Source organism: Thiohalorhabdus sp., assembly GCF_046545655.1.
In the GTDB taxonomy this organism is placed as follows: Bacteria; Pseudomonadota; Gammaproteobacteria; order Thiohalorhabdales; family Thiohalorhabdaceae; genus Thiohalorhabdus.
The window spans coordinates 33,279-54,808 of the sequence record NZ_JBKGZG010000003.1 but is presented as its reverse complement, the minus strand read 5'-3'; the positions used below and the strand labels follow the sequence as shown (position 1 = coordinate 54,808).

Annotated in this window: 16 protein-coding genes; 8 read left to right on the top strand and 8 right to left on the bottom strand. The window is 70.3% G+C overall.

What is annotated here, in order from left to right; all coding sequences use genetic code 11:
* Positions 1 to 61 precede the first annotated feature (61 nt).
* From malQ to glgC, 3 genes are read right to left on the bottom strand one after another with little or no spacing between them, the layout of a single operon-like run.
* A complete protein-coding gene (malQ, locus tag ACLFRB_RS01515; protein WP_411067232.1) occupies positions 62 to 1,540 on the bottom strand; it encodes a 4-alpha-glucanotransferase in 1,479 nt (492 codons plus the stop codon).
* An 18-nt stretch (positions 1,541 to 1,558) separates the two neighbouring features.
* On the bottom strand, positions 1,559 to 3,271 hold the full coding sequence (locus ACLFRB_RS01510; protein WP_411067231.1) for a glycoside hydrolase: 1,713 nt from the start codon (positions 3,269 to 3,271) through the stop codon (positions 1,559 to 1,561).
* Positions 3,261 to 4,562 (bottom strand): glucose-1-phosphate adenylyltransferase, encoded by a 1,302-nt coding sequence (gene glgC, locus ACLFRB_RS01505; RefSeq protein ID WP_411067230.1) that lies wholly within the window; start codon positions 4,560 to 4,562, stop codon positions 3,261 to 3,263. Before glgC ends, ACLFRB_RS01510 begins: the two co-directional genes overlap by 11 nt.
* A gap of 142 nt (positions 4,563 to 4,704) precedes the next feature.
* Between glgC and glgB the strand changes: the two genes are divergently transcribed.
* Positions 4,705 to 6,891, top strand: coding sequence for a 1,4-alpha-glucan branching protein GlgB (gene glgB, locus ACLFRB_RS01500; protein ID WP_411067229.1), 2,187 nt, complete (start codon positions 4,705 to 4,707; stop codon positions 6,889 to 6,891).
* Positions 6,892 to 6,915: 24 nt separating this feature from the next.
* Positions 6,916 to 8,379 carry a glycogen synthase GlgA gene (gene glgA / locus ACLFRB_RS01495; protein WP_411067228.1) on the top strand — a complete coding sequence of 488 codons (1,464 nt, stop codon included), beginning with the start codon at positions 6,916 to 6,918 and terminating at the stop codon, positions 8,377 to 8,379.
* On the opposite strand, the gene ACLFRB_RS01490 is transcribed toward glgA, so the two are convergent.
* A complete protein-coding gene (locus ACLFRB_RS01490) occupies positions 8,376 to 9,551 on the bottom strand; it encodes a ChaN family lipoprotein (protein ID WP_411067227.1) in 1,176 nt (391 codons plus the stop codon). The genes glgA and ACLFRB_RS01490 overlap by 4 nt on opposite strands.
* 127 nt (positions 9,552 to 9,678) lie before the next feature.
* Between ACLFRB_RS01490 and ACLFRB_RS01485 the strand changes: the two genes are divergently transcribed.
* From ACLFRB_RS01485 to ACLFRB_RS01475, 3 genes are all read left to right on the top strand, one after another.
* On the top strand, positions 9,679 to 10,353 hold the full coding sequence (locus ACLFRB_RS01485; protein WP_411067226.1) for a Bax inhibitor-1/YccA family protein: 675 nt from the start codon (positions 9,679 to 9,681) through the stop codon (positions 10,351 to 10,353).
* Between the two features lie 97 nt (positions 10,354 to 10,450).
* Positions 10,451 to 10,639 (top strand): hypothetical protein, encoded by a 189-nt coding sequence (locus ACLFRB_RS01480; RefSeq protein WP_411067225.1) that lies wholly within the window; start codon positions 10,451 to 10,453, stop codon positions 10,637 to 10,639.
* Positions 10,640 to 10,655: 16 nt separating this feature from the next.
* The gene (locus ACLFRB_RS01475; protein WP_411067224.1) at positions 10,656 to 11,027 is read left to right on the top strand and encodes a DsrE family protein; all 372 of its coding nucleotides are present in this window, start codon (positions 10,656 to 10,658) and stop codon (positions 11,025 to 11,027) included.
* Here the strand turns inward: ACLFRB_RS01475 and ACLFRB_RS01470 are convergent.
* Entirely contained in the window at positions 11,017 to 11,406 is a 390-nt protein-coding gene (locus ACLFRB_RS01470) for a hypothetical protein (protein WP_411067223.1), read from the bottom strand. The genes ACLFRB_RS01475 and ACLFRB_RS01470 overlap by 11 nt on opposite strands.
* A gap of 25 nt (positions 11,407 to 11,431) precedes the next feature.
* Complete coding sequence (serS, locus tag ACLFRB_RS01465; protein WP_411067222.1) at positions 11,432 to 12,712, bottom strand: serine--tRNA ligase; 1,281 nt, start codon at positions 12,710 to 12,712, stop codon at positions 11,432 to 11,434.
* 213 nt (positions 12,713 to 12,925) lie between these two features.
* On the opposite strand from serS, the gene recQ reads away from it, so the two are divergent.
* The 3 genes from recQ to ACLFRB_RS01450 all read left to right on the top strand — a co-directional run bounded on the left by recQ (position 12,926) and on the right by ACLFRB_RS01450 (position 18,825).
* Positions 12,926 to 14,770: a DNA helicase RecQ gene (recQ, locus tag ACLFRB_RS01460; protein ID WP_411067221.1), complete on the top strand. Its 1,845-nt coding sequence runs from the start codon at positions 12,926 to 12,928 to the stop codon at positions 14,768 to 14,770.
* Between the two features lie 282 nt (positions 14,771 to 15,052).
* Positions 15,053 to 16,315 carry a DEAD/DEAH box helicase gene (locus ACLFRB_RS01455; RefSeq protein ID WP_411067220.1) on the top strand — a complete coding sequence of 421 codons (1,263 nt, stop codon included), beginning with the start codon at positions 15,053 to 15,055 and terminating at the stop codon, positions 16,313 to 16,315.
* Positions 16,316 to 16,491: 176 nt separating this feature from the next.
* On the top strand, positions 16,492 to 18,825 hold the full coding sequence (locus ACLFRB_RS01450) for a helicase-related protein (protein ID WP_411067219.1): 2,334 nt from the start codon (positions 16,492 to 16,494) through the stop codon (positions 18,823 to 18,825).
* A gap of 201 nt (positions 18,826 to 19,026) precedes the next feature.
* On the opposite strand, the gene ACLFRB_RS01445 is transcribed toward ACLFRB_RS01450, so the two are convergent.
* Positions 19,027 to 20,379: a replication-associated recombination protein A gene (locus tag ACLFRB_RS01445; protein WP_411067218.1), complete on the bottom strand. Its 1,353-nt coding sequence runs from the start codon at positions 20,377 to 20,379 to the stop codon at positions 19,027 to 19,029.
* Positions 20,380 to 20,386: 7 nt separating this feature from the next.
* Positions 20,387 to 21,469, bottom strand: a complete 1,083-nt coding sequence (locus ACLFRB_RS01440; RefSeq protein ID WP_411067217.1) for an OmpP1/FadL family transporter — start codon at positions 21,467 to 21,469, stop codon at positions 20,387 to 20,389.
* Positions 21,470 to 21,530 lie beyond the last annotated feature (61 nt).

Genomic DNA, 21,530 nt, shown 5'->3' with positions numbered 1-21,530 from the left:
CGTTGCTGTCACTTTTAAGCGACATTCCCGATTTGTCAATACCCATTCCGGGGAAAGTCCGTTATAGCCGGTCGTACAGGGCGTTCAGATCGCGCAGCCGGTCGGCGAGTCCCGCTGGGAGCCAGTCCCACCGGAACCGCCATTGCCAGTTCCCTTCCACGGTGGCGGGGCGATTCATGCGGTGCCGGCCATCCAAGGCCAACAGGTCCTGCATGGGCAGGACGGCGGTACGGGCCACGGAGGCCAGAGCGGCCCGGGTCAACGGCCAGGGTACGGGCTCCCCGGGGTGGCCCAGGTACTCCCGCACCTCCTCCCGGACCTCCTCGGGGATGTCCTCCTCCCACCACCCCAGGGTGGTGTTGTTGTCGTGGGTCCCGGTGTAGACCACGAAATCGGGCCGGTGATGGTGCGGCAGGTAGGGATTGTCCGCCCCCCCGCCGAAGGCGAACTGCAGGATCTTCATCCCGGGCAAGGCGAAGTCCGTCCGAAGCGCCTCGACCTCCTCGGTGATCACTCCTAGGTCCTCGGCCACCAGCGGCAGGTCTCCCAGGGCCTTTTGCAAGGCCCGGAACAGCGCCTCCCCCGGACCGGCCACCCAACGGCCCTCCGTGGCCGCCTGCCCTTCCGGGATCTCCCAAAAGGCCGAAAAGCCCCGGAAATGGTCGACGCGCACCCAGTCGAACAGCTCCAGCTGGGTGCGCATCCGCTCGATCCACCAGCCGTAGCCGTCCGCCGCCAGACGGTCCCAGCGGTAATGGGGGTTGCCCCAGTACTGCCCGGTCTCGGAGAAGTAGTCCGGGGGGACCCCGGCCACCGTGGCCGTCCGACCCTCGGCGTCCAGGTCGAAGTACTCCCGGTGCGCCCACACCTCGGCGCTATCGTGGGCCACGAAGATGGGCAGGTCGCCGAACAGGGCGATCCCCCGCCCGTTGGCGTATCCCTTCAGGGACCGCCACTGCTCGAAGAAGCGCCATTGCACGAACCGGTGGAAGGCGATCTCCCCGGCCCGCTCCCTCCGCACCTTGACGAGGGCCGCCTCCTCCCGTTCCCGCAGCGGCCGGGGCCATTCCCACCAGGGACGCGCGCTGTCCGCGCGCAGGGCCATGAACAAGGCGAAATCCTCCAGCCAGTGGGCCTGCTCCCGGCAGAATGCCGCCAGGGCCTCCCGCTCCTCGGCTTGCGCCCCCTCCTCGTAGCCGGCGTGGGCCCGCTGCAAGGCCTCCCAGCGATAGGCGGACGGATCGGCCCCGGCGGGTGGCTCCGGAACCTCCTCCAGCCAGCCCAGATCGCGGAGCGGCTCCAGGGCCACCAGCAGGGGGTTACCGGCGTGGGCGGACAGGCACTGGTAGGGAGAGCCGTCCTCGTGGGTGGGGCCCAGCGGCAGGGTCTGCCAGAGGGAGAAGCCCGCCTCGGCCAGGAAATCGACGAAGCGGTAGGCCTCGGTGCCGAGGTCGCCGTTACCGGCCCCTCCGGGCAGGGAGGTGGGGTGGAGAAGGACGCCGCTGCGCCGGCGGGCTCCGGGTCCGCTCAGGGATGCCATGGGGGCTCCTTCCGGATGCTAATCGGCGGCGCGTCCCGGGCGCATGACCCCTCCGTGGGCGGGGGTCCCGCTGCCGTGGGCGAAGGCGTGCGCCAGGTACTCGGGGGGCGTCTCCCCCAGCCTGCGATAGAGGCGGCTCAGGTGCAGCCGGAACAGGCGCTCGAAATCCCGCACCACCTCCTCCGGGTTGTAGTCCCCGAACCACCAGAACCAGTCGGATCCCTCGCAGGTGGCGAGCTGGTGGGTGGCCTCCCGCAGGGCCTCTCCTTCCAGCCGGCCCTCCCTTACGCAGCGGTCGTAGGCCTCCTTGGCCTCCACCAGCATCTCCCAGCCCCGGTTCTTGTCCTTGTCGCCGATCCAGGTGGACAGCGTTCCGTAGACCCAGCTTCCGGCCACCAGCCGGTCCAGCCGGTTCGCGGCCACCCCCTGAGCCAGTGCCTCGCCGAAGGTGGTGAGGTCGATGCCGGGGTGCTCCGCCAAACGGTTATAGAGCCCGGACAGGAAGTAGTAGCCGTTCTCCGGGTAATGCTCCCAGGCGTTCTCCCCGTCCAGGATGATGGGGACCAGGGGCTCGGGATGGTCCGCCGTGGCCTCGGCGATCCTCTCCAAACGGCCGATGAGGTCCTCCACGGCGTCATCGGCGTGCCAATCCGAGTACTGGAAGCCGATCAGGTCGGACAGTTCGTCGTCGCGGAAGAAGCAGGCCGTTTGGGACTGCTGGATGCGATAGGGGTAGCAGAGGTTGTTGGAGGGGTCGGCGCCGTACTTCCCGTAGTCCTCCCCCAGGCTGTGACCGAGCACCCCCTCCCCCGTGGCCGCCCAGGCGAAGCCGAGCTCGCCCAGCAGCCGCAGGGTGCCGGTACAAACCGCCCCCTCCGAGGGCCAGCAGCCTTCGGGGGCCAGCCCGAAATGCCGGCGGAAGGTCTCGATCCCCTCGCGGAGGTGCCACCGGGCCCGCTCCGTGCCGCCGGGATAGCCGTCCTTGGCGGGCAGCGGGCTGTCGGGCAGGGCCTCCCGGGCGGACTGAAAGTCGAGGAGCAGGGGGACGATGGGGTGGGCATAGGGGGTCACGGAAAGCTCCACCTGCCCCTTCTTGGCCAGGCGCCCGTAACGCTCCGGGACCGACTCGATCAGCTCGCCGATGATGGACAGCAAGTGCCGGCGGTCCTCCACGGTGAACCCCGCGGCCTTTTCCTGCAGCCCACGGATGCGGGGGTCCTCGCGGCGGACCGTCTCCCCCATCCACGCCAAGTGGTACCAGGTCAGCAGATCGGCGACGAACTGGTCGTCGATGTACAGCAGGGCCTCGGGATCCTCCTCCAGCCATTCGGCCATGTCCACCAGACGCCGGAAGGCCGGAAAGCGCTCAACCAGGTTCTCCCGGTTGGCCCGGGTGCAGTCCCGGATCAGGGCGAGGCGCTCCTCGCTCCCCGCCGGCGGCACCGGGCTGTCCAGCGCCGCCAGTAGCGGATCGTGGATGGGCGCCCCTTGCCGGAGGTGGGCCTCGATCTGGCCGGCGTAGTCCGCCAGCTGCTCCAGGAGCACGGGGGCGAAATTGACCACCGCCCGGGCCCGGGGAACCGCCTCGAGGTGGGCGGCCATGTCTACGTAGTCCTTGATGGCGTGCAAATAGGTCCAGGGGAGCTGGTAGCTCCCCGACTCGGGGTCCAGGTACTGCGGCTGGTGCATGTGCCAGCACAGGACCACCTTCAGGGGCCGCTCACCGGACATGATGCAGTTCCATCCCCAGCATTTCCGGCGTGACCAGGACCACGCCACCAGGGCTCACATCGAAGCGCTCGGCATCGGCCTCCGGAACCTCGCCGATGACCATTCCCTCCGGAATGCGGCAGCCACGGTCCACCACCGCCCGCTTCACCACGGCCCCCGCGCCCACCTCCACGTCCGGAAGGATCACGGAATCCTTCACGTAGGCCCGGGCGTGCACGTACACGTTGGAGAACAGGAGGGAATGCCGGACCACGCCCCCGGAGATGATGCAGCCGCCCGAGACCATGGAGTCCACGGCCATGCCGCGGCGGTCCTCGTCGTCGAATATGAACTTGGCCGGCGGCAGCTGCTCCTGATAGGTCCAGATGGGCCAGTCCTGATCGTAGAGGTTCAGCTCCGGGGTGACGCCGATGAGCTCCAGGTTGGCGGACCAGAAGGCGTCGATGGTGCCCACGTCCCGCCAATAGGCCTGCCCCCCGGTTTCGGGGTCGCGGAAGGGATAGGCCATCACCTGGCGGGTCTCGATGACCTGCGGGATGATGTCCTTGCCGAAATCGTGGGCCGAGTAGGTATCGTCGGCGTCGCGGATCAATTGCTCGTACAGGAACTGGGTGTTGAAGACGTAGACCCCCATGGAGGCCAGGGCCACGTCCTCGCGGCCCGGAACCGGATCCGGGTCTTCCGGCTTTTCGGTGAACCGAACCACCCGACCCGCCTCATCGGTGGTCATGACCCCGTAGGCCTTGGCGGTCTCCCGCGGCACCTCGATGCAGGCCACGGTCATATCCGCCCCGCTCTCCACGTGCCGGGCGATCATGGCGCCGTAGTCCATCTTGTAGATGTGGTCCCCCGCAAGGATCAGGACAAACTCCGGATTGTGTCCGCGGATGATGTCCAGATTCTGATAGACGGCGTCGGCGGTTCCCTGGTACCAAGAAGTGGTGATCCGTTGCTGTGCAGGGAGCAGCTCGACGAACTCGTTGAACTCCCCCCGGAGAAAGTTCCAGCCCTTCTGCACGTGACGGATCAGCGAATGCGCCTTGTACTGGGTGAGCACGCCCACGCGCCGGATCCCCGAGTTCATGCAGTTGGACAGGGGGAAGTCAATGATGCGGAACTTCCCGCCGAAGGGCGTGGCCGGCTTGGCCCGCCACAGGGTGAGCCGGCCCAGCCGGGATCCGCGACCCCCGGCCAGGATCAGGGCCAGGGTCTCCTTGGTGAGCCGGCTGACGAACCGGGGATTTTCGGGGGTTTCGCGGATCGGATCGAAGGCGCGCTGGTGATCGTTCATGGTGCTCCCGCGGGCGGTCCCTGGCCCAGGCGGCCAAATGGTGCGTTACAGTGGGCCTGTAAACCCCACTTAACCATTGTCCGCGCCGGGCGTCCAAGGCCCCTCGCGGCCACCCCCTCCGCAACCCGCTGACAGGTCGGCCATGCCCCAGGATTCCTCCACCCTCGATCCCGCCTTCCAAGCCCTCATGGAGGCCCGCCATCCGGACCCCTTCGCCGTTCTCGGCCGCCACCGGGAAGGCCCGGAGGCGGTGCTCCGGGCCCTTCTGCCCAGGGCGCGGCAGGTGGTCCTGGAGGACCGCGGCGAGGAGCTCGCCCGGATCCCGGGCACGGACCTTTTCGAGTGGCGCGGGGTCCCTGCCGACCTCCCCGACCCGATCCGCTACCGCTGGACCGATGAGCAGGGAGCGGAGCACACCACGTTGGACCCCTACACCTTCGGCCCCCAGCTCGCCGATTTCGACCTGCACCTGTTCGCCGAGGGCCGCCACTGGCATGCCCACAACTTTCTGGGGGCCCACGTTCGCGAAGTGGACGGGGTGGCGGGCGTGCTCTTCGCCGTGTGGGCGCCCAATGCGGAGCGGGTGAGCGTGGTGGGGGATTTCAACCAGTGGGACGGCCGGCGCCATCCCATGCGGGCCCGGGGGGAGAGCGGCGTGTGGGAGCTGTTCCTTCCTGGCCTGCAGCCCGGGGCCTTGTACAAGTTCGAGATCCGTAGCCGACCCACCGGTGAGGTCCTGCTCAAGTCCGACCCCTACGGCCGGCGCTTCGAGCTCCGGCCCGGCACCGCCGGGGTCGTCGAGCCCCCGTCCGAGCACACGTGGGGGGATGCGGATTGGATGCGGGGCCGCGCCGAGCGGGACTGGCTGCAGGCGCCCCTGGCCGTTTACGAAGTGCACCTGGGCTCCTGGGAGCGCGGCCCCGACGGCTCCTTCCTGGACTACCGCGAGCTGGCCCACCGCCTGGTGGATTACGTCCTCCAAACCGGCTTCACCCACGTGGAGCTGATGCCCGTGGCCGAGCACCCCCTGGACGCCTCCTGGGGCTACCAGGCCACGGGCTTCTACGCCCCCACCAGCCGGTTCGGCGACCCCGACGGCTTCCGCTATTTCGTGGATTACTGCCACCGCCACGGCATCGGCGTGCTCCTGGACTGGGTACCGGGCCATTTCCCCCGGGATGCCCACGCCCTGGCCCGCTTCGACGGCACGGCCCTGTACGAGCACGAGGATCCCCGCCGGGGGGAGCACCGGGACTGGGGGACCCTGATCTTCAATTACGGCCGTCCCGAGGTGCGCAACTTTCTCCTTTCCTCCGCCCTCTTCTGGCTGGAGGAATACCACGTGGACGGCCTGCGGGTGGACGCCGTAGCCTCCATGCTCTACCTCGACTACTCCCGCGGGGCCGACGACTGGGTGCCCAACATCTACGGCGGGCGCGAGAACCTGGAGGCCATCGACTTCCTGCGGGAGGTCAACCGGGTCCTCCACGAGCGCCATCCCGGGGCCCTGGTGATCGCCGAGGAGTCCACCTCCTGGCCGCAGGTGACCCGCCCGCCCTATGTGGGCGGCCTGGGCTTCTCCATGAAGTGGAACATGGGCTGGATGCACGACACCCTGGAGTACATGGCCCTGGACCCCATCTTCCGCCACTACCACCACGACCACCTCACCTTCGGCCTGGTCTACGCTTTCACGGAGAACTTCGTGCTGCCCTTCAGCCACGACGAGGTGGTGCACGGCAAGGGCGCCATGGTGGCCAAGATGCCCGGCGACGAGTGGCAGAAGTTCGCCAACCTGCGCCTCCTGTACGCCTACATGTACGCCTATCCGGGGAAGAAGCTCCTGTTTATGGGCAACGAGATCGGGCAGTGGGAGGAGTGGAGCGAGGAGCGGGCGCTCAGCTGGCAGGTCCTGCAGTACGGCTATCACGAGGGGCTGCGGACGCTGGTCGCCGACCTCAACCGCCTCCACCGGGAGGAGCCGGCCCTGCATCGCCAGGACTTCCAGGAACAAGGCTTCGAGTGGATCGACTGCCACGACGCGGACCAGTCCACCCTGTCCTTCCTGCGCCGGGACGGCGATCGCCTGGTGGTGGGGGCCTTCAACTTCACCCCGGTGCCGCGGGAAGGCTTCCGGCTGGGGGTGCCCCGCGGCGGACCCTATCGGGAGCTGCTGAGCTCCGATTCCGCCTTCTACGGCGGATCGGACGTGGGCAACGGCGGGGCGGTGACCGCGGTGGAGGAGCCCTGGATGGGCCGGCCCTGCTCTCTGACGCTGACCCTGCCCCCGCTCGGCGCGGTGCTCCTGCGCCCCGCGGATCTGGACTAGGCCGGCGAAGGCGTAGCGGACCCAATGCTCAGGATCCTTTTCGTCAGCAGCGAGGTGCACCCCTTCGTCAAGACCGGGGGCCTGGCGGATGTGTCCGCCAGCCTCCCCCATGCCTTGCACGAGCTCGGCCACGACGTCCGGATCCTGATGCCCGGCTACGCCGACGCCCTGCGCCGGGCCGGAGATCTGCCGGTGGCGGAGGGCTGGAGCGGATTGCCAGAGGGCCCGAAGACCCGCCTGCGGACCGCCCGCCTGCCCGACAGCGGGGTGCCGGTCTGGATGCTGGATGCCTCCGGGTTCAGCGACCGCCCGGGCAACCCCTATCTGGCCCCGGATGGCGAGCCCCATGCCGACAACGCCGAACGCTTTTACCGGCTCGCTCGCGCCACGGCGGCCATCGCCACGGACCGGGCGGGCTTGGACTGGCGGCCCGAGGTGGTGCACTGCAACGACTGGCAGACGGGCATGGTGCCCGTGCGCACGCTCTTGGAGCGCGTCCCCGCCGCCACCGTTTTCACCGTCCACAACCTCGCCTACCAGGGCCTGTTCCCCCACGCCACCTTCCAGGGGCTCAGCCTCCCCCCCTGGCTCTGGCACCCGGAGGCCCTGGAGTTCCACGGCCACCTGTCCTTCATGAAGGGCGGGGCCGCGTTCGCGGACCGGCTGACCACCGTCTCCCCCTCCTACGCCCGGGAGATCCAGACCGCCGAGCACGGCTGGGGACTGGACGGCCTGTTCCGCCGCCGCGCGGCGGATCTCACCGGTATCCTCAACGGCATCGACCACCGCGCCTGGGATCCCGCCACCGATCCCCACCTCCCCGCCCACTTCTCCAGCGAGGACCTCGCCGGAAAGCGGGAGGTCAAGGCCGCGCTCCTTGAGGAGCTGGGCCTGGATGCCGACGCCGAGGCCCCCCTGCTCGGGGTGGTCTCCCGCCTCGCGGACCAGAAGGGAATCGACCTGCTGCTGGGAGCGGCGCGAACCCTGCTGGCCCGGGGCGCCCGGCTCGCCGTGGTGGGGACCGGCGACCGCTACTACGAGACCGCCCTGCGGCGGCTCGCCCAATACAACCCCGGCAAGGTAGGAGTCCATATCGGTTTCTCCGAGGCCCTGGCCCACCGGGTTGTGGCGGGGGCCGACATGCTCCTCATGCCCTCGCGCTTCGAGCCCTGCGGTCTCAACCAGCTCTACGCGCTGCGCTACGGTACGGTGCCCGTGGTGCGCGCCGTGGGCGGCCTGGCGGATTCGGTGGTGGACGCCACTCCCGAAAACCTGGCGGCGGGAAGCGCCACGGGAATCACCTTTGCCGGGGATACGGCCGCCGCCTTGGGGGGCGCCGTGGACCGGGCCCTGAAGCTCTACCAGGACGATACCCAGTGGCGCCGCCTGCAGGACACGGGCATGGAGCAGGACTTCACGTGGGAGCGCAGCGCCGGCGAGTACGTCAAGGTCTATCGCAGCGCCCTGGAGGCGCGCCCCTTCGCCTAGTCGCCATGCCCGCCACCGCTCCCGTCCTCCGGCCGGTCCAGGGGCACGGGCACGGTCTCCTCTCCCTCCTCACGCCGGATCCGCAGCCGCAGGCTGCCGCCCCACTGCTGCTGGCGCACGGCGTAGATCAGCATGGTGGTGTCGTCCACCTCCCCACCGTTCACCGCCAGGATGCGATCGCCGGCCTGCAGACCCGCCTTATCGGCGGGAAAGCCCTCCTGCACCTCCTCGACGACAACGCCCTCGCCTTCTGCCTCGGGATCCAGGAGGGCGCCGATGCGGACCGGGTCCTCGGCCCGGTCCGGGGCCATGGGCCAGGCGTAGTCGGCGTCACCATTAAGTGGCGGGTCCTCGCCGTCGGGATCGAAGGGCACCACCGTACGCACCTCCAGGTCGGGCTCCCGGGCCCGCAGCTGATGGGGGATGCCGTAGCCCCCCTGCAGGTGCCCCTTGCCGGTGATCCCCACGACCACCGCCTCCGGATGGTCCCGCAGGCCGTCGAGGAGGCCTCCGGCCATGGCGGCGTCCCAGGCGGTCTGTGCCTCGATGAACTCCCGGGCGCCATGCCCGGATTCGTGCTCCCCCAGGCTATCGCGCAGGGCCTCCCGGTACTCCTCGGACGGGTCCGCCACCTCGCCAATGCGGCGTCGCTGGTCCTCCCCCAGGGCATCCAGACCCTCGCGGGCCACCCGGGAGATCCAGTCCCGCGGGACGTTGATGCCGCGCAGGGGCACCCCCTGCATCCGGACCATTTCCAGCATGTCACGGTAGAGCCCCGGATCGATGCTCCAACCCTGGAACCAGCGCACCTTCCGCAGGAATTCCGTAAAGGAGGGCGTCTCCCCCCGCCACCAGGCATCCAGGGCCTCTTGGCGGGTGGAAGGGAAGGATTCCATGCCCACCACCACGGGCCCCCGACCGAGAAGGGCGGCGATTACGGCTTCCTGGGCCCGGTGATGGGCCCGGCTGTCGTGCTCCTCGCCAACAAGCACCACATCGGCACGGGACAGGTCGTCGATCATATCGGCGAAGGGAACCTGGTCCCCGCTGTCCGGTCGAAAAATCTGGCCTTCGCTCCCGTCCGCATCGCTGGCGAAGGCAGGTGCGGCCTGGAGAAGGGTCAGGATCCACAGGATGACCCCGAGCGGGCCTGGGTCTGTTATTCTGCGCATGAAACGTCCCATTCCTGAACGGGTTGAAGGGCGGCCCCGGGCGGGGCAAAATCCCATACCGCGCCCGGACAGGTACCGAATACGTTATCCTAACCCCATGATCCCGTAAGCGGAGGCGAACGCAATAATGGCAAGCAATCAGTACGCGGTGGCGCAGCAGACGGCCGGCGCCCTGGCCACCAACAAGGTGCTCCGGAACACCTACCTGCTTTTGTCCATGACGCTGCTGTTCAGCGGTGCCACGGCCGGGGTGTCCATGGCCATGGACCTGCCCCACCCCGGGATGATCCTGACCCTGGTGGGGTACTTCGGCCTGCTGTTCCTGACCAACGCCCTGCGCAACAGCGTCTGGGGCCTGGCGGCCGTATTCGCGCTGACCGGCTTCATGGGGCTGACCCTGGGGCCGATCCTCAGCCAGTACATCCAGGCCTTCGCCAACGGCCACCAGCTGGTGCTGACCGCCTTCGGCGGCACCGGCGCCATCTTCCTGGGGCTGTCCGGCTACGCCGTGACCACCAAGAAGGACTTCAGCTTCCTGGGCGGCTTCATCTTCGTGGGCATTATGGTGGCCTTCCTGGCCGGCCTGGCCGCGGCCCTCTTCAGCATGCCCGTGCTCTCCCTGGTGGTTTCCGGGGCCTTCATCCTGCTGATGTCCGGGCTGATCCTGTGGGAGACCAGCCAGATCATCCACGGCGGCGAGGACAACTACATCATGGCCACCGTCTCCCTGTTCGTGGCCATCTTCAACCTGTTCCTGAGCCTGCTGCACATCCTGGCGGCCGTGGCCGGCCAGGAGCGCTAGGCAACGCATTAGGCGCGCATCGGGCCCCATCCAGCGGATGGGGCCTTTTTCATGGCCGGTCCCCTCCGGCCGAATCCTCGACAAGGCGAGGCGCCCAATGGGCATGTGGCAGCAGCTGGCCGTGATCGCCCTGGCGGTGGCGGTGGTCCTCCTCCTCGGTCCCGGAGTGAAGCGCATGGCCGAGGAAAGCCCCTCCGGGAGCCGGGAGGACTGGTGGACCTTCGTCCGGATCATGGCCGCCGTGGTGGGCTTTATCCTGCTCCTGATCCTGTTCCTGCGTAACTAGATCCCCGGAGGACCCCATGGACGAGACCCTCTTCTTTTTCCTGACGGCGAGTCCCGCGAAGAACCCGGAGCGTTGCGCCACCCCCTTTTACATGGCCACGGTGGGCGCCACCCTGGAGTACCGTACGGTGATGGCCCTGCAGATGGAGGCGGTGAACCTGTTCAAGCCGGGGGTGGCGGACGAGCTGGTGGCCGTGGAAGGCGGGCGTCCCATCATCGATTTCATCCGCGATGCCGCGGAGGCGGGGGCGGAGCTCTACGTCTGCTCCGGGTCTCTGGCCGCGCAGGGGATCGCCGAGGAGGAGCTGATTCCCGAGTGCACGGGGGTGGTGGGCGGTACCTGGATGATCGAGGAGGCCGGCGAGGCGGACCTGGTCATCAGCTACTGACCCGGGCCGCCACCACGGCCAGGGCCGCCCAGAACAGGGTCCGGACCCCCAGGGCCGCGGCGGTGCGGACCTCGTAGGCGCCTCCCAGGGCCACGTGGATTCCGAAGCCGGCAAGGACCAGGGCGGTGGCGGCGGCCAATCCCGCCGCCAGGGGCAGGGCCCACTTTCCGCGCAGGACCAGGGCGACCGCCCCCGCCAGGTAGAGGAACCCGGCGAGGAAGTTGAACCAGACCACGAAGGGGACGTAATCCCCGGCCGCCTGGCGTGCCGCCTCCGGACCGAACAGCACCGCCCCCGCGGCCCGGAGGGTTACCGCTCCGAAGCCGGCCGCCGCCAGGGCGGCGATCCAGGCCAGGCCACGCTTCCCCACCTCGTTCATGCCGGCGCTCCTTTTCGAGCCGGGCTCAGGGTCCGATGGCGGCCTGCCCGCCCAGGTAGGGGCGCAGGGCCTCGGGGATGCGCACGGAGCCGTCGGCCTGCTGCCCGTTTTCCAGCAAGGCCACCAGGGCGCGGCCGATGGCCACGCCGGAGCCGTTCAGGGTGTGCACGAGTCGGGGCTTTTTCTCCCCGTCGGGGCGGAAGCGCGCGCCCATGCGGCGGGCCTGGAAGTCGTGGCACCAGGACACCGAGCTGATCTCGCGGTAGGTCTCCTGCGCCGGCAGCCACACCTCCAGGTCGTAGGTGCGCCGCGCGGCGAAGCCCAGGTCCCCCGTGCACAGCTCCACCACCCGGTAGGGCAGCTCCAGGCGCCGGAGCACCTCCTCGGCGTGGCCGCACATGGCCTCCCAGGCCGCCGGCCCTTCCTCGGGATGGACCACCTGCACCAGCTCCACCTTATCGAACTGGTGCTGGCGGATCATGCCCCGGGTGTCCTTGCCGTAGGAGCCCGCCTCGCGCCGGAAGCAGGGGGTCCAGGCTACGTAGCCCGCGGGCAGCTCGGCGGCCTCGACGATGGAGTCGCGGTGCAGGTTGGTCAGCGGCACCTCGGCGGTGGGGATCAGATAGAAGCCGTCCTCCCGCGTCTGGAACAGGTCGTCGCCGAACTTGGGGAGCTGCCCGGTGCCTTGCAGGGTATCGTCCCGGGCGAGCAGCGGCGGGGCGATCTCCGTGTAGCCGTGCTCCTCGGTCTGGAGGTCCATCATGAACTGGCCGAGGGCCCGGGACAGGCGCGCCCCGGCGCCGCGCAGCACCGTGAAGCGCGACCCGGCCAGATTGGCCCCCGCCTCGGCGTCGAGGATGCCGAGGCCGGCCCCCACGTCCACGTGGTCCCGCACGGGAAAATCAAAGGCCGGGGGCTCCCCCACCCGCCGTAGCTCCACGTTGCCCGTCTCGTCGGCCCCCACCGGCACGTCGGGATCCGGGAGGTTGGGCATCTCCAGCAGCCAGGCGTCCAGCTCCGCCTTGGTGGCCTGGAAGGCGTTGTCGAGCTCCTCCAGCTCGCGGCCGATGGCCTCCGCCCGTTCCTTGCGCTCGGCGGCCGCCGCATCGTCGCCGGCCTTCTTGGCCTCCCCCACCCCCTTGGAGACCTGCTTGCGCTCCGCCTGCAACTCCTCCACCCGGGTCTGCTGCTCCTTGCGGCGGGCTTCCAGCTCCCGCCAGGCGGCAACATCCAGGGGGTAACCGCGCTTGGCAAGCGCCTCGGCGACCCCTTCGGGGTCCTCTCTCAGCAGGTGCGGATCCAGCATGGGCTCCCTCGGGCTGTGGGCAAGGTTTACGGGCGGGAAAAAGCTGGGGGCTCCCCGCCTTGAGGGAGCCCCGGACGTTGAAAAGATGCCAGAGAACCCGGGCTATGGGAAGCCGGAGGCACCGCCGGACAGTCCGTCGCTGTCCTTGAGCTTTCGGGGCTCCTGGGCTATAACGGGCCGCCCCCAATCCCCGGTACCGGACTCGACCCAGGCATGGCCGACCCCGCCCGCCACGTCCTGCAGACCATATTCGGCTACGAGGACTTCCGGCCCCTGCAGGGGGAGGTCATCGACCGGCTCATGGCCGGCGGCGACGCCCTCGTCATCCTGCCCACCGGCGGCGGCAAGTCCCTGTGCTACCAGATCCCGGCCATCGCCCGGGAGGGCGTGGGCGTGGTGGTCTCGCCGCTCATCGCCCTCATGGGCGACCAGGTGGCCGCGCTGCGCCAGGCCGGGGTGCGGGCCGCCTCCCTGAACTCCACCCTGGACCCGGCCGAGGCCCAGCGGGTGGAGGCGGAGCTGGTGGCGGGCGAGCTGGACCTGCTCTACATCGCCCCGGAGCGGCTCAACTCGCCGCGCACCCTGGCCCTGCTGGAACGCGCCCCCCTGGCGCTGTTCGCCATCGACGAGGCCCACTGCGTCTCCCAGTGGGGTCATGACTTCCGGCCCGACTACATCCAGCTCGCCGTGCTCAAGGAGCGCTTCCCGAACGTGCCCACGGTTGCGCTCACCGCCACCGCCGACGCGCCCACCCGTCGGGAGATCGCCGGGCGCCTCGGCCTGCGGAACGCCGAATGGTTCATCGGCGGCTTCGACCGTCCCAACATCCGCTACCGCATCGACCAGGCCGACGGCCGCCCGCGGGAGCGCCTGCTGCGCTTCATCCAGGGCGAACACCCCGGCGAGGCGGGCATCGTCTACTGCCTCTCCCGCAAGCGGGTGGACGAGGTGGCGGCCTGGCTGGCGGAGCGCGGCGTCACCGCCCTGCCCTACCACGCCGGCCTCTCCGGCGAGGAGCGCGAGATGAACCAGCGGCGCTTCGTCAACGAGGAGGGCGTGGTGGTGGTGGCCACCATCGCCTTCGGCATGGGCATCGACAAGCCCGACGTGCGCTTCGTCGCCCACCTCAACCTGCCCAAGAGCATCGAGGCCTACTACCAGGAAACCGGCCGTGCCGGGCGCGACGGCCTGCCCGCCGACGCCTGGATGCTCTACGGCCTGCAGGACGTCATCACCCTGCGCCAGATGGTGGACAGCTCGGAGGCGGAGGAGGCCCGCAAGCGGGTGGAGCGCCAGAAGCTGGAGGCCATGCTCGGCCTCTGCGAGCTCACCACCTGCCGCCGGCAGGCCCTGCTCGGTTACTTCGGCGACGAGCTGGCCGAGCCCTGCGGCAACTGCGACACCTGCCTCCAGCCCCCGGAGACCTGGGACGCCACGGTGGCGGCCCAGAAGGCCCTGTCCTGCGTGCACCGCACCGGCCAGCGCTTCGGCGTCGGCTACCTCACCGACGTCCTGCTGGGCAAGGCCAACGAGCGCATGGAGCGGATCGGTCACCACCGGGTCACCACCTTCGGCATCGGCACCGAGCTGAACGCCACCCAGTGGCGCGGCGTGTACCGCCAGCTCATCGCCCGCGGCCTGCTCGCCGTGGACGCCGAGGGCCACGGCGGCCTGCGCCTTACCGAGGCCAGCCGGCCGGTGCTGCGCGGCGAGACGGCCCTGCACCTGCGCCGCGAGACCCGGCCCGCCAAGCCCGCCGGCGACAAGCGCAAGGCGGTGAGCTTCCCCGATCCGGCCGACCAGGCCCTGTGGGAGGCCCTGCGCGACTGCCGCCGGGCGGTGGCCGAGGAGCGCGGCGTGGCCCCCTTCATGGTCTTCCACGACACCACCCTGCAGGAGATGGTGCGGGTGCGCCCCACCTCCGTGGGCCACTTCGCCGAGCTCTCCGGCGTCGGCGAGCGCAAGCTCGATGAATTCGCCGAGGATTTCCTGGCCGTGCTGCGCGAGCACGCCGGGCAATCGGGGCGGCAAAACGGCACGGCTCCGGAAAACCCCTGACAGCGCCCCCGATCTATATTAGGATACGTTCAGTGTTTGTAACGGCGGCAGCGCTTCACCCCGCCCGGCGTACCCGCAGAAGTCCTTCCCCGCGTTCTTGGCTGGTACCCGCAAACCATCGGCGGCCCCCTGTAATCAGGGGGGCTCCGCACTTCCACCCGTCAGCGCCATCGCACTGACCCGGGACGGCCTTGTTCGGCCGCCGGAGTCGATGGACCGACGGGTCCACGATCGGGATCCAGGACCCTATGGTCCGGACGGGTCCAACCAGGAGCGAACAATATGTCCTTTTCTTCCCTCGGTCTTTCCGCCGGGATTCTGAGCGCCGTCGAGGCGCAGGGCTACAGCGAGCCCACCCCCATCCAGGCGGCGGCCATCCCCGCCGTGCTGGCCGGCAAGGACGTCATGGCCACTGCCCAGACGGGCACCGGCAAGACCGCCGCCTTCACCCTGCCCGTGCTCCACAACCTCGGCGGCCCCAAGGGCGGCTCTCCCCGCGTCCTTGTGCTCACCCCCACCCGCGAGCTCGCCGGTCAGGTGGTGGAAAGCATCGGCACCTACGGCAAGCAGTCCAAGGTGCGGACCACCTCCGTCTACGGCGGCATGCCCATCGGCAAGCAGATCGGCGCCCTGAAGCGCGGCGTGGACGTGCTGGTGGCCACCCCCGGCCGCCTCATGGACCACATGGAGCGCGGCACCGTGGACCTCTCCCAGGTGGAGACGGTGGTCCTCGATGAGGCCGACCGCATGCTGGACATGGGCTTCATCCAGCCCATCGAGAAGATTCTGCGCGCCGTGCCCAGCCAGCGCCAGACCCTGCTGTTCTCGGCCACCTTCTCCAAGGCCATCCGCAAGCTGGCCGAGCGCTTCCTGAACGATCCCGAGCGCATCGAGATGGCCCGCCCCAACGCGGCGGCCGAGGGCGTAACCCAGTCCGCCTACCTGGTGGACGGCAGCCGCAAGCGGGACCTGCTCACCCACCTCATCGGCAGCCAGGATTGGGGTCAGGTGCTGGTCTTCACCCGCACCAAGCGCGGCGCCGACAAGCTGGCCGAGCACCTGGAGCGCCAGGGCGTGCGCTCCACCGCCATCCACGGCGACAAGACCCAGGGCGCGCGCACCAAGGCGCTCTCCTCCTTCAAGCGGCAGAAGGTGCAGGCCCTGGTAGCCACCGACGTGGCCGCCCGCGGCCTGGACATCGACAGCCTGCCCCACGTGGTCAACTACGAGCTCCCCGACAACGCCGAGGACTACGTCCACCGTATCGGCCGCACCGGCCGCGGCGGCGCCGAGGGCACGGCCATCTCCCTGGTCTGCGCCGACGAGCGCCGGCAGCTCAACGCCATCGAGCGCGTGGTGGAATGCCGGATCCCCACCAGCGTGGAGGACGGCTTCGAGCCCACCGCCAAGGCCTCCTCCGGCCCCCGCCGCAACGGACCCAACAAGGGCCCCCAGGGGCAGAACCGCGGCAACGGCCAGGGCCGCAGTGGCGGCCGTAACAACGGCGACCGCTCCCGCGGCGGCCAGGACCGCCGGCGGGCCTAGCCCCACCGCGGGGCCGCGCGGGGCGGCCCGGCCGTAAAGCAGGACACGAACCGGCCTTCCATGCAGCTGCATGGGAGGCCGGTTTTTTTGTGCTTCCCTCCGGGCACCGGCCCCTTGGGCCCACCCCCCTCCCTTGCGCTATCCTAACCGGCCCCAGTTTCCGGCCCCGGATGCCCATGCAAGCGCTACCCATCGACAAGTTCCGCCAGGACTTCGACGGCGCCCTCGCCAGCGGCCACGTGGTGGTGGAGGCCCCCACCGGCAGCGGCAAGTCCACCCGCCTGCCCCTTTGGTGCGCCGAGCGCGGCCCGGTGCTCATCGTCGAGCCGCGCCGTATGGCGGCGCGCTCCCTGGCCCGGCACGTGGCCGAACTGCGCGGCGGCGTGGTTGGGGGGGAGGTGGGCTACGCGGTGCGCTTCGACGCCCGCCACGGCCCGGACACCCGCATCGTCTTCGTCACCCCGGGCGTGGCGCTGCGCTGGCTGGCCGCCGACGGCCTGGCCGGGTTCGCCACGGTGGTGCTGGACGAGTTCCACGAGCGGCGCTGGGACACGGACCTGCTGGCCGCCCTGCTCAAGGGCGCAGCCCGCCACCGGCTGGTGGTCACCTCCGCCACCGTGGCCGGGACCCGGCTGGCCCGCTACCTGGAGGGGACCCGGCTGGAGGCGGAGGGCCGCACCCACCCGGTGGACATCGCCTACGCCGGGGACCCCTCGCTGCCCTCCACCAAGCACCTGGAGCAGCGCGTGGCCAAGGCCGTGCGACGCATGCTCCAGGAGACCGACGAGGGCGACATCCTGGTGTTCCTGCCCGGCCGGGGCGAGATCCGGGCGGCGGAGCAGGCCCTGTCCGGCATCGGCACGGAGGTGATCCCCCTCCATGCCGGGGTGGATACCGCGGTCCAGGACAGGGCCCTGCGCGCCGCCGACCACCGGCGGGTGATCCTGGCCACCAACGTGGCCGAGACCTCGCTCACCCTGCCGGGGGTCCGCGTGGTGGTGGACTCCGGCCTGGAGCGGCGCACCCACCACCGCGGCGGGCGCACGGTGCTGGGCCTGCAGGCCATCTCCCAGGCCGCCGCCGACCAGCGCGCCGGGCGCGCGGGGCGCCTGGGGCCTGGGCGCTGCCTGCGCCTGTGGGCCCGGGAGGCGCGGTTGGAGGATTACACGCCGCCCGAGGTGGCCCGCGAGGAGCTGGACGACCTGCTGCTCGCCGCCGCGGCCAGCGGCACCCCGGTCACCGAGCTGGAATTCCCCGATCCCCTGCCCGAGCACGCCCTGGAACGGGCCTGGCAGCGCCTGCGCGCCATGGACGCCATCGACGACGCGGGCCACCTCACCGAGCACGGCCGCCGCCTGTTCCCCCTGCCCCTGGACCCGCTGTTCGCCCACCTGATCACGGCCATGCCGGATACGGATACCCGAGCGGCCATGACCGATCTCGCCGCGGCCCTGAGCGCCGACCGCGCCCTTCTGCGCCCCCTGCGCAAGGAGGAAGAGCGAGAAGCCCTGCAGGAATGGGCCCCCGAGCCCTGCGACGCCGCCACCCGCATCCGCTTGGTGCGCGGCGACCCGCCCAAAGCCGTGCCCGCCAACCGCGGGGCGCTGGCCGAGGCCCGGCGCATGGCCGACCAGGTCCGCCAGGCGCTGGACCTGCCGCAGCGCGGCCCCGACGCCCCCCTGCCCCGCGAGGCCGTGCTGAGGGCCGCCGTGGCCGCCGCGCCCGAGCTGGCCTACGTGCGCCGCGCCAAGCGACGCAGCGCCCTGGGCAACGGCCACACCGAGATCCAGCCCGCCGAGGAGTCGCGCTTCCCGGAGGAGGCCGGGGCGGCGGTGGTCTTCGATCAGCACAGCGTCCCCGGCAAGGGCACCACCAAGACCCTCAACCTCGGCACCTGCATGGCGCCGGTGGCTCTGGAGGTCCTGGCCGACCAGGGACTCGGCGAGGTCGTGCACGATGAACCGGCGTGGGACGGCCAGCGGGTTACCGTTACAGCGCGCCGCGTCTACGCGGGCCGCACCATTGCCTCCGACACCGTGGCGGCGGAGGGCCCCGCCCTGCGCGAGGCCCTGACCGACCTGATCCTGGACGGCCGGCTCATGGGGGACCTGGGGGAGCGAATCCGGGAGGAGATCGAGGCCTGGAACCTGTATGTGGCGCTGGACTTCGGCGACGGCGAGGAGGTGCCGGAGCCCCGTCAGTGGCTATTGGGGCGCCTGGAGGGCCTGGGCGTGGAGCAGGGTTCCGACCTGGAGCTGGTGGAGCCCGAGGACCTGGCTTTTGAGGGCATCCCCGAGTGGGAACGGGCCCGCTTCGACCGCCACTACCCCCGCCGCCTGAACCTGGAGGAGATCGACGCCGTGGTCCACTACGAGCCGCGCCGCAAGCGGGTCACCGTGGAGAAGGTGGGTGGCCGGCGCACCACGGTGCCCAAGCGCACCGAGCTGCCCGCCTGGCAGGGCTGGAAGGTGCAGTACCGGGACGGCTCGCGCTTGGTGCCGGTATCCTGAGGCCGAATTGGCGAGGTGGTCCGAGCATCCGCGGTATTAGGCAAGGTACCCGTCGCCACCAGCCTTAACGGCACAGGTCGCGAACTGGGGCTCGCTCCAACATAGGGCCCAGCCTGCCGTTGTAGGAGCCGCCGGCCCGGCCGCACCCCCGCCCCTGACTGGGCTTGGGGGAAGGCGAACGCTCTCGTTCCCTATTCGTTCTCACACGCTCTGGTCCCCATCGCCTCGCCGCTTCCGTTGCAGCTCCTCCACGCGTTCGCGGATGCGGCCCTCCAGCCCCCGTTCCGTGGGCCGGTAGTAGATCCGGTCGGCCAGCTCCTCGGGCAGGAAGGCCTGCTCCGGGGCCACCCCGCCCGCGTGGTCGTGATCGTACTGGTAGCCCGCGCCGTAGCCGAGCTCCTTCATGAGCCGGGTGGGGGCGTTGCGGATGTGGTGGGGCACCTCCAGGCTGCCGCTGGCCTCCACCTCCGCGGCGGCCTCGTTGAAGGCCCGGTATGCGGCGTTGGACTTGGGGGCCACCGCCAGGTAGATGGCGGCCTGGGCCAGGGCCAGCTCCCCCTCCGGGGTGCCGAGGAAGTCGTAGGCGTCCCGGGCGTTGAGGGTGACCTGCAGGGCGCGTGGGTCGGCGTTGCCCACGTCCTCGGAGGCAATGCGCACCAGCCGGCGGGCGATGTAGAGGGGATCGTCGCCGCCGTCGAGCATGCGGGTCAGCCAGTAGACGGCGCCGTCGGGATCGCTGCCGCGGATGGACTTGTGCAGGGCGGAGATCAGGTCGTAGTGCTGATCGCCGGCCTTGTCGTAGCGCCGCACCCGGCCGCCGGCCACCGCCTCCACGGTCTCCCGGTCCACCTGCACCGGCCCCTCGCCGGCGCTCCGCGCCGTCTCCACAGCCAGTTCCAGCAGGGTGAGGGCGCGCCGGGCGTCGCCGTCCGCAGCGGCGGCCAGCAGCTCCAGCTCCTCTTCGCCCATGCGCACCTCCAGCTCCCCAAGGCCGCGCTCCCGGTCCCCCAAGGCCCGCTCCAGCATGCGGCGGAGGTCGCCCACCTCCAGGGCCTTGAGCACGTAGACCCGGCAGCGGGACAGCAGCGCGGCATTGAGCTCGAAGGAGGGGTTCTCGGTGGTGGCGCCGATGAGGGTGACGGTGCCGTCCTCCACCGCCGGCAGGAAGCCGTCCAGCTGGGACTTGTTGAAGCGGTGCACCTCGTCCACGAATAGCACCGCGGGCCGCCCCTGCTCGTCCCGCTCGCGACGGGCCTGAACGATGGCGGCGCGGATGTCCTTGACCCCGGAGAACACGGCGGAGATCTGCAGGAAGGCGTAGCCGGTGCGCTCGGCCACGATGCGCGCCAGGGTGGTCTTGCCGGTGCCGGGCGGTCCCCAGAAGATCATGGAATGGAGGCGGTCCGCCTCAATGGCGCGGCGCAGCGGCATGCCCGGGCCCAGGAGGTGGGCCTGGCCGACGAATTCCTCCAGGGTGCGGGGGCGGAGCCGGTCGGCCAGGGGCCGGCCGGGTTCCTCCCCCCCGGCGGCGCTGAACAGGTCCGGCTCGCTCATGGGCGCCCTAGAAGTTGGACCAGCCCAGGGAGAAGGTAAGGTACTGGGCGTTGGTGCGGTGCCGGCCGTCATAGGCCTCCACTGCCGCCCCTTCCACGTTGCGGGAAGGCGAGACGGCGTAGGAATAGGCCACGTCCAGGGTCAGGTTCTGCCCCCGCCAACCCCCGCCCACCGATACCAGGTGCTCGTCCCCGCTCGGCGACCGCGGGTCGAAGGTGGCGTCGTCCTTGGGGTCCGGCTCGTAGGAATAGCCGAAGCGGATCTCGGAACGGTCCGACAGGCGGGCGATGGCCCCGGCCTTGTATCCCACCGTGGCCTCCCAGTCCTTGCCGGTGGCGTCCACCCCCTCCAGGCCGTCGAATTCGTCCCACCCTCTGCGCACCGCGTCGAGGTGCACAGACCAGCGCAGCGAGGGCCGGTACTTGAGGCCGATGCGCGCCTCCGAGGGCAGACGGAAGTCGTCGTCGTTCAGGTTGTCCCCTGCCAGGGTCAGGTCCGCCCCGCTAGAATAGGTGGCGGCCAGGGACCAGGACTCCCGCCAGAACATGAGGCCCACCGTGCCGCCCCAGCCGTCGCCGTCGCCCGTGCGAGCCACCTCCCCGCTGCCGTCCGAAGCCACGGAGGAATACTCGAAGTCCAGGGCATGGTAGTAGTCGGCCCCCAGGGACAGGGCCAGGTCGGGCCGCAGCCGGTAGGAAACCGTGGGATTGACGTCCACCAAGTCAAGCTCCGTCCGGGTGGCGGCGCCAGCCTCCCCGAAATCCCATTCGCTGTCCATGCGATAGGGCCGGTCCACTGCCAGGCCCAGCCCGAAGGCAGACGCCGGGCTGCGGTAGGTGGCATAAAGGCTGTTGGGATAGAGGGTGGTGTCCGGCTGGCTTTTACCGCTTGCGGGGGACTCCATCTTCACATAGGGCCGGGCAAAGGAGGCCTGGACGTGCTGGCCGTCCTGGAAGGCAAGCCCCGCCGGATTGTAGGACATACTGCTCACGTGCTCGGCATCGGCCCCGAGGGCATTGGCCAGCCCGAGCCCCTGGGCGGAATGGCCGGTGCTCCGGAACCCCGTGGCCGAGGCCGACGCCGCCACCATGCCGAGTACTAGAACAGGTAGCCCACGCTGGACCGCCCCCCACGCAAAGCGGGACTTGGCT